The sequence below is a fragment of the Microbacterium sp. zg.Y909 genome (assembly GCF_024626565.1).
Window position 1 is genome coordinate 1 of sequence record NZ_JANJFJ010000157.1, and the last position, 8754, is coordinate 8754.

Consider the following 8754-nt stretch of genomic DNA (forward strand, 5'->3'; position numbering starts at 1 on the left):
CGACACCACGTCGAGGATCGTGTGGGCCACGACAAGCGGCATCACCCTGCCCCACCGGCGGTAGCACCAGCCGAAGACGATCCCCATCACGAAGTTGCCGACCATGCCGCCGACCCCCTGGTAGGCGTGGTAGGCGCCGCGCAGCACGGCGGAGGACACGATGATCGGCCACCAGCCCCAGCCGAGGCGGCGGAGCCGGTCATACAGCCACCCCAGCATGATGACTTCCTCGAGCAGCGCCGCGCGCACGGCGGCGAACAGCAGGATCGGCACCGTCCACCACGCGGCATCCAGGGGCGACGCGACGACCGCCACCGAGAACCCGAGCAGGCGGCCCACGGCGTAGAGCGCCAGCCCCGGGATGCCGATCACCGCCGTGACCAGCACGCCGCGTGCCAGGTCGCCGCCGAACCGGGTGAAGTCGAGCCCGATGCGGCGCAGGGCGTTCGTCCCCGGTTCCCACAGCAGGTAGACGACGAGGGCCACCAGCGCCAGGTCGAAGAAGATGTCGAGCAGCTGGTAGAGCGCATCCCACGCGGCCGCCGCATCGCGCGACGGGTTCAGCTGCGTCTGCTGCTGTCCCAGCGGGGTGGGGGAGAGCAGGCGCCGCACGAGGGTGAGCACCGAATACAGGGCGGACTGACCGAGCGTGATCGACAACACGATCCCGATCTCCCACCACAAACGCGCCCGGGGAGTGCCTTCCGCACCGGGCAACGACTCACTGGGAGCGGTCACGTTGTCAGATTGCCACATCGAAGGACCGTTGAGTAAAGAGCATGTAACGCTTTGCGCCAAATCGCGGTGTGGGATGCGCGGATGCATATCGTTACCTCAACTCGTGTGCCACTGCCGCGCTCTGCGTGACCGTGACTCACAACATCCCTGCACAGGAGGAAACGTGAAGCGCAACAAGACTGCCTTCGCCGGCCTGGCGCTGCTGACGGTGGGCTCGATCGCCCTCGCCGGCTGCGCCGGTGGCGGCGGCGACGAGGCGGAAGAGACCGGCGACGCCGGTGCCTCGGCCGCCATCATCACCACCAACAGCACCGAGCCCGAGAACCCGCTCATCCCGACGATGACCAACGAGGTCGGCGGCGGCATGATCCTCGACGCGATCTTCGCCGGCCTGGTCTCGTACGAGGCCGACGGCACCGCCGTGAACGACATGGCGGAGGAGATCACGGTCGAAGACCCGCAGAACCTCACTGTGAAGCTGAAGGAGGGTCAGACCTTCACCGATGGCGAAGAGGTCACGGCCGACAACTTCATCGAGGCGTGGAACTACGGCGCGCTGGCCTCCAACGCGCACCAGAACAGCTACTTCTTCGAGGACATCGAGGGCTTCAGCTGGGATGAGGACTCGGAGCTCACCGGTCTGGAGATGGTCGATGACTACACCTTCACGATCGCGCTGAACAAGCCCGCATCCGACTTCGCGCTGCGCCTGGGCTACTCGGCGTTCTACCCGCTGCCCGACGCCGCCTTCGAGGACATCGAGGCATTCGGCGAGAACCCGATCGGCAACGGCCCCTACATGTTCGACGGTGAGGGAGCCTGGCAGCACGACGTCCAGATCGACCTCGTCAAGAACGAGGACTACCAGGGCGTCCGTCAGGCGCAGAACGGCGGGCTGACCGTCAAGATGTACTCCTCGCAGGATGCCGCGTACGCCGACCTGCTCGGCAACGAGGTCGACGTGATCGACGCGATCCCGCCGTCGTCCATGGCCAGCTTCGAGTCGGACCTGGGCGACCGTGCGGTCAACCAGGCTGCCGCCGTCTTCCAGTCGTTCACGATCCCGCAGACCCTCGCGCACTTCGAGGGCGAAGAGGGCGCACTGCGCCGCCAGGCCATCTCGATGGCGATCAACCGCGAGGAGATCACGGAGACGATCTTCCAGGGCAGCCGCACCCCGGCGAGCGACTTCACCTCTCCCGTCATCGACGGCTGGTCGGACTCGCTCGAGGGCGCCGAGGTGCTCGAGTTCAACCCCGAGCGTGCGGTGGAGCTGTGGGCCGATGCCGACGCGATCTCGCCGTGGGAGGGCTCCTTCCAGATCGGTTACAACGCCGATGGCGGACACGATCAGTGGGTCGACGCAGTGTCCAACTCCCTGAAGAACACGCTGGGTATCGAGGCATCGGGTGCTCCGTACGCGACCTTCGCGGAGCTTCGTGAGCTCGTGAACAACCGCACGATCACGACGGCGTTCCGTTCCGGCTGGCAGGCGGACTACCCGGGTCTGTACAACTTCCTGGGACCGCTGTACGCCACCAACGCCGGCTCGAACGACGGCGACTACTCCAGCGCGGAGTTCGACGAGCTGCTCGCCGCGGGCATCTCGGCGACCGAGCAGGAAGAGGCGAACAGCCTGTTCTCGCAGGCCCAGAGCGTGCTGCTCGAGGACCTTCCCGCCGTGCCGCTGTGGTACGCCAACGTGACCGGCGGATACTCCGAGAACGTCGACAACGTCGAGTTCGGCTGGAACTCGGTGCCGCTTTTCCACCTGATCACGAAGTCCGAGTAACCTCGGGTGATCTCATCCGCGGGGCGGTGACGACCATGTCACCGCCTCGCGGGCTGTTTCCCCGGCCGGGCGCATGCGACCCCCTGCGCGTCGGCCCCACGCGGTAGCCCTTCGCCGTCATCTGCGACGACCCGGCGCCCCGACCCGAGAGGGAGAGCGTACGTGCTCGGTTACATCGTCAGACGCGTGCTGCAGGTGATCCCGGTCTTCTTCGGAGCCACCCTGCTCATCTACTTCATGGTGTTCGCCATGCCCGGCGACCCGATCCTCGCCCTCTTCGGCGACCGCACGCCCAACCCCGCGCTGCTCGAGACGATCCGCGAGCAGTACCACCTGAACGACCCGTTCATCGTGCAGTACTTCTACTACATCACCGGCGTCTTCCAGGGCGACTTCGGAGTCAGCTTCTCGGGTCAGCCGGTGAGCGAGGTGCTCGCCCGTACCTTCCCGGTGACGATCCGACTGGCGGCGCTGGCCATCGCGATCGAACTGGTGCTCGCGATCATCATCGGCACGGTCTCGGGGCTTCGGAAGGGCAAGTTCTTCGACAACGCGTCGCTCGTGATCGCCCTCGTCTTCGTCGCGGTGCCGGTCTTCGTGCTGGCCTTCCTCGCGCAGTACTTCCTGGCCATCCAGCTGGGGTGGTTCCGACCGACCGTCGGTGGTCAGAACGGGTGGATGGACCTCTGGCTGCCGGCCATCGTGCTCGGTCTCAGCCTCTACGCCACCAGCATGCGTCTGACCCGCGCGTCGGTCATCGACACGCTCAACCAGGACTGGGTGCGCACGGCCTACAGCAAGGGACTGTCGCGGCGTCGCGTCATCCCCGTGCATGTGCTGCGCAACTCGCTCATTCCGGTCATCACGAACACCGCCACCAACTTCGGCGTGCTGCTGGTGGGCGCCACCGTCACCGAGGGCATCTTCAACGTCCCCGGCGTCGGCAACGTGCTCTTCGAGGCGGTCCGCCGCCAGGAGGGGCCCACCGTCGTCTCGTTCGTGACCGTGTTCGTCATCGTCTACGTCCTGGTCAACCTGGTCATCGACCTGTTGTACGGCCTGCTCGACCCGAGGATCCGCTATGCCCAGTGATCGCTTTCCCACGGCGCACTACGTCGCCCCCGTCAAGACGACGACGATCAGCGTCGACGCCGTCCGCGTCGCGGCCAAGCCCAGCAATCTCTGGCGAGACGCCTGGCGCGACATCCGCCACCGCCCCACGTTCTGGGTGACCGCGCTGCTCGTGCTCGTGGTCGTGCTGATGGCGGCGTGGCCCTCGCTGTTCACGCCGGTGCCGCCAAACTCCCAGTGCTTCCTGGCCAGCAGCAACGCAGGTCCGACCTCCGGGCATCCACTGGGCTTCACCTTCCAGGGCTGCGACATCTGGGCCCGCATCGTGTGGGGCGCGCGCACGTCGCTCGTCGTCGGCCTGCTCGCCACTCTGATCAGCACCGTCCTCGGGGTCGTCATGGGCGCGCTGGCCGGGTTCTACGGCGGCTGGCTCGACTCGGTGCTCTCCCGCGTCGGCGACATCTTCTTCGCGATCCCGTACATCCTCGCGGCCATCGTCGTGATGAGCGTCTTCTCGCAGAACCGCACGCCGCTCGTGCTCGCCTTCGCCATCGGCGGATTCGCGTGGGCGTCGACCGCGCGCGTCATCCGCTCCGAGGTGCTGCGGGTGCGCCAGGCGGACTTCGTGACCGCATCGCGCGCCATCGGCCTCTCGCGGTTCCGCACGCTCCTCGTGCATGTGCTCCCCAACGCCCTCGCGCCCGTCATCGTCGTGGCCACCATCACGCTGGGTGCCGCGATCTCCGCGGAGGCCACCCTCTCGTTCCTGGGCGTCGGTCTCGGCAGCGACACCATGTCGTGGGGGCTGGACATCAGCCAGGCGCAGTCGTCGCTGCGCGTCGCGCCGATGGCGCTCATCTACCCGTCCATCGCGCTGACCGTCACGGTCCTCGCGTTCATCATCCTGGGCGAGCTCCTGCGAGACGCTCTGGACCCGAAAGCGAGGGCACGCCGATGACCACGCAGAGCCTCACCCCGCTCCTGTCCATCCGCAACCTCACCGTCGCATTCGACGCCGGCAAGACCTCCCGCGAGGTGCTCCACGGTATCGACCTCGACATCCACCCTGGCGAGACCGTCGCCATCGTGGGGGAGTCCGGGTCGGGCAAGTCCACGACCGCGTCGGCGATCGTGAACCTGCTCCCCGGTACCGGCCACGTCACCGGCGGCTCCATCACGCTCGAAGGCCGCGACCTCACCTCGCTGTCCCTCTCGCAGATGGAGCGCGTCCGCGGGCGCGAGATCGGCTACGTGCCGCAGGACCCGATGTCCAACCTCAACCCGGTGTGGAGCATCGGCTTCCAGGTCAAGGAGGCCATCCGCGCCAACGGCATCGCGACCGGCCGCAAGGAGGTCGAGCGACGCGCGATCGAGGTGCTGCAGCAGGCGGGGCTGGCGGATGCCGAACGCCGGCTGCACCAATTCCCCCACCAGTTCTCCGGTGGTATGCGCCAGCGCGCCCTCATCGGCATCGGTCTCGCCGCAGACCCGAAGCTGCTCATCGCCGACGAGCCGACCTCGGCCCTCGATGTGACCGTGCAGCGGGTCATCCTCGACCACATGGCGTCGCTCGCAGCGGAGAAGGGCACGTCGGTGCTCCTCATCACCCACGACCTGGGGCTCGCCGCAGAGCGCGCCGACACGATCGTCGTGATGAACCAGGGTGAGATCGTCGAGTCCGGGCCCAGCCGCGAGATCCTTCAGAACCCGCAGCACCCGTACACCCAGCGACTCGTCGCCGCGGCGCCGAGCCTGGCATCGCAGCGCATCCAGGCGCGGGCCGAGGACCGCGGCATCCAGCACGAGTCGGACCTGGCCACGGCGGCGCCGACCGTCGTGGTGCAGAACCTCGTGAAGGAGTACAAGATCCGGCAGGGATCGTTCCGCAGCGAGCGATTCCGCGCGGTCGACGACGTCTCGTTCGAGATTCCGCGCGGCCGCACGCTGGCGCTGGTGGGGGAGTCCGGGTCGGGCAAGTCGACGATCGCGAAGATGGTGCTCGATCTCGAGAAGCCGACGTCCGGCACCATCCTCATCGATGACGAGGACATCGCGAAGCTGTCGGGCCGCAGGTCGTTCGCGCTGCGGCGACGCATGCAGCCGGTCTTCCAGGACCCGTACGGGTCGCTTGATCCGCTGCGCAGCATCGGCGGCGCGATCGCCGAGCCGCTGGACGTGCACCACGTCGGCGACGCGAAGTCCCGCCGCGCCCGGGTGGCCGAGCTGCTGGACCAGGTCTCGCTGCCGCAGGAGCTGGCATCCCGGTACCCGAACGAGCTCTCCGGAGGGCAGCGACAGCGTGTCGCCATCGCGCGCGCGCTGGCGCTGAAGCCCGACATCGTCGTGCTGGACGAAGCCGTGTCTGCTCTGGACGTGCTGGTGCAGGACCAGATCCTGCAGCTGCTGGCCGACCTGCAGTCCGAGCTAGGGCTCACCTACCTGTTCATCACGCACGACCTCGCGGTGGTGCGGGTGGTCGCCGACTTCGTCTGCGTCATGGAGCGCGGCAAGATCGTCGAACAGGGCACGGTCGACGAGATCTTCGCCAACCCCGCCGAGGAGTACACCCGGCGTCTGCTGCAAGCCATCCCCGGCGCGTCCATGACGCTGGGTGCCGGCGTCGTAGACAGCGAGACATGAGTCAGGCGGCAGGAGCGGGTCACCGCGTCTATCGATCGGGCTCGGGGACGGTCGCCTTGATCGCCGCGGGCGCTATGACGGTGTTCCTGCTGGGCGATGCCGTCCTGCGCGCCGGGTTCGGGCAGATGCTGGTGCTGGCACCGGGGATCCTGCTGGTGGACTGGATCATCTTCGCTGCGCTGTTCGCCCCGACGGTGCACACGGATGCGCAGGGCATCACGGTGGTGAACCCCTTACGGCGCGCCGAGGTGCCCTGGGCGCGGGTGCGTGACATCACGACCCGATGGCAGTTGACGCTGCAGCTCGACGACGGCTCGAAGGTGGTGGCCTTCGGCGGCCCAGCCCTCAGGCCACCCCGCCCACGGCGCGGTGGAGGCGCGGATGCCGAGCAGGGAGGCCCCGCCCGCTCGGACACCGAGCTCATCCGACGTGATTGGGAGGATGCCGTCGACCGCGGGCACGCCACAGGGCCGGTGAAGCGGGGGTGGAACCTGCCCGTCGTGCTGTCGCTGGCCGCTGTGATCGCGTGGGCACTGCTCGCCCTCATGGTCGGCGGGAGCCGCGCCTGAGCCCGCGTCTGGGTTAACGGTTTGTAACTATTTGCGGCCCGCGCCGATCGGCCACGTGACGTTCACCTATAGTTTCGGTATTCGCAGCCCGAGCGATGTAGGTCAGTCGAAGCAGGCCGCGAGTGCCATTGCCCGCACCAATGTAGGAGACCAAATGCGTTCACGTCGAACCCTTATCGCCGGGGCCGCCATCGGCGTCACAGCCCTGGCGCTCACCGCCTGCGCACCGCCCAGTGACGACGGCAGCGGTGACACCAACGAGCCCACGGGGTCCGCGTCGATCGCCGTTTCCGTGGGACCGAACGACTTCATCAGCTACAACGGCTTCACGCCCGAGACGTACAGCACGTACAACTCGTCGATCGCCGACCAGCTGAAGGCCGGCTTCACGTACTTCGCTCCGGACGGCTCGATCCAGGACAACACCGACCTGGGCTCGTACGAGCTGGTGTCGGAGGACCCGCTGACGGTCGAGTACACCATCTCGGAGGACGCCGTCTGGTCTGACGGCACCCCGATCACCGTCGCCGACGCCGTGCTGGCGTGGGGCGTGCAGAACGCGAACCTCACCGGTGCCGACGGCCCGCTGTTCAACTCGGTTTCGCAGGACATGGGCGACGAGGTGCCCGAGGGCCCGCAGGGCGAGCTCGACGGCAAGGAGTTCACGGTCGAGTTCGCCGTGAAGAACCCGGACTGGAAGATCCAGACCTGGATGCTCGACCCCGCGCACATCGTCGCGGAGCAGGCCGGCATGGAGACCGAAGAGCTCGCCCAGGCGATCCTCGACGGCGACGCCGCCGCCCTCGAGCCCGCCGCCGAGTTCTGGAACACGGGTTGGTTCACCAACCCGGGCGAGCTGCCCGAAGAGGCGCTCGTGCCTTCCTCGGGTCCGTACAAGCTCAGCTCGTGGGATGCCGGGCAGTCCGTCACCCTCGTGGCGAACGAGGAGTACTACGGCGAGAAGCTGGCGCCGCAGAACGCCGAGATCGTCTTCCGCTTCGTCGGCCAGGACGCCATGGTCCAGGCCCTCGACAACGGTGACCTCGACGTCATCGCGCCGCAGCCGACCGTCGACACGCTCGCACAGCTCGAAGAGCTCGGCGACGCGGTCAACATCCTCTCCGGCCCCTCGCTGACGTGGGAGCACCTCGACTTCAACTTCATCGATGGCTCGCTGTTCGCCGACAACCTGGAGCTGCGTCAGGCCTTCGCCATGTGCGTGCCGCGCCAGCAGATCGTCGACAACCTGATCAAGCCGATCGACCCCGCGGCGGTCGTGCTGAACGCCCGCGAGGTGTTCCCCTTCCAGGACAGCTACGAAGAGGTCCTCGAGGCGTCCTACAACGGCGAGTACGACGAGCCGAACATCGAAGAGGCAGCGCGCATCGTCGCCGAGCAGGGTGCCGAGGGCGCTGAGGTCCGCATCGGATACTCCGCTCCCAACCCGCGCCGTGCCGACCAGGTCGCTCTGATCAAGTCGTCGTGCGACCAGGCGGGCTTCAACATCGTCGACGCGGGCAACGAGGACTTCTTCGCCCCGGGCGGCACGCAGGAGCGCGGTGACTACGAGGTGGCGCTGTTCGCTTGGGCCGGCTCCGGCCAGATCGCCTCTGGCGAGAACATCTACGCCACGGGCAAGCCGCAGAACTACGGTGGCTACTCCAACCCCGAGGTCGACGCCGCTTGGGCGACGCTGAAGAACAGCCTTGACCCCGAGGTGCACCTGGAGCAGACCAAGGTGATCGAGGAGCTGCTGTGGGCTGACCTGTTCGGCATCCCGGTCTTCGCCCACCCGGGCGTCGACGCGGCGAGCGCTACCATTGATGGCGTTGAGCGGACCACCACGCAGAGTGGTATCTCCTGGAACGCGTACGCTTGGAGCAGCGCCGAGTAATTCGGCCGATGTTCGGATGTGCGGGTCGGCCTGCGGCCGGCCCGCACATC

At 67.5% G+C, this 8754-nt stretch carries 7 protein-coding genes; 6 read left to right on the forward strand and 1 reads right to left on the reverse strand.

Translation table 11 applies throughout. The features are described from left to right. On the reverse strand, positions 1-756 hold a 756-nt coding region (locus NQ160_RS12355), incomplete at its 3' end, for a CPBP family intramembrane glutamic endopeptidase (RefSeq protein ID WP_257515530.1). A 145-nt stretch (positions 757-901) separates the two neighbouring features. Between NQ160_RS12355 and NQ160_RS12360 the strand changes: the two genes are divergently transcribed. The 6 genes from NQ160_RS12360 (at position 902) to NQ160_RS12385 (ending at position 8704) form a co-directional block, all read left to right on the forward strand. Further along, positions 902-2530, forward strand: a complete 1629-nt coding sequence (locus tag NQ160_RS12360) for a peptide ABC transporter substrate-binding protein (RefSeq protein WP_257515531.1) — start codon at positions 902-904, stop codon at positions 2528-2530. Positions 2531-2692: 162 nt separating this feature from the next. Continuing rightward, positions 2693-3622: an ABC transporter permease gene (locus tag NQ160_RS12365; RefSeq protein ID WP_257515532.1), complete on the forward strand. Its 930-nt coding sequence runs from the start codon at positions 2693-2695 to the stop codon at positions 3620-3622. Next, positions 3612-4559, forward strand: coding sequence for an ABC transporter permease (locus tag NQ160_RS12370; protein ID WP_257515533.1), 948 nt, complete (start codon positions 3612-3614; stop codon positions 4557-4559). The genes NQ160_RS12365 and NQ160_RS12370 overlap by 11 nt, the downstream gene beginning before the upstream one ends. Beyond that, the gene (locus NQ160_RS12375) at positions 4556-6241 is read left to right on the forward strand and encodes an ABC transporter ATP-binding protein (protein WP_257515534.1); all 1686 of its coding nucleotides are present in this window, start codon (positions 4556-4558) and stop codon (positions 6239-6241) included. Before NQ160_RS12370 ends, NQ160_RS12375 begins: the two co-directional genes overlap by 4 nt. Next, complete coding sequence (locus NQ160_RS12380; RefSeq protein ID WP_257515535.1) at positions 6238-6810, forward strand: PH domain-containing protein; 573 nt, start codon at positions 6238-6240, stop codon at positions 6808-6810. The genes NQ160_RS12375 and NQ160_RS12380 overlap by 4 nt, the downstream gene beginning before the upstream one ends. A 154-nt stretch (positions 6811-6964) precedes the next feature. Beyond that, positions 6965-8704 carry an ABC transporter substrate-binding protein gene (locus NQ160_RS12385; protein WP_257515536.1) on the forward strand — a complete coding sequence of 580 codons (1740 nt, stop codon included), beginning with the start codon at positions 6965-6967 and terminating at the stop codon, positions 8702-8704. Positions 8705-8754: the final 50 nt, after the last annotated feature.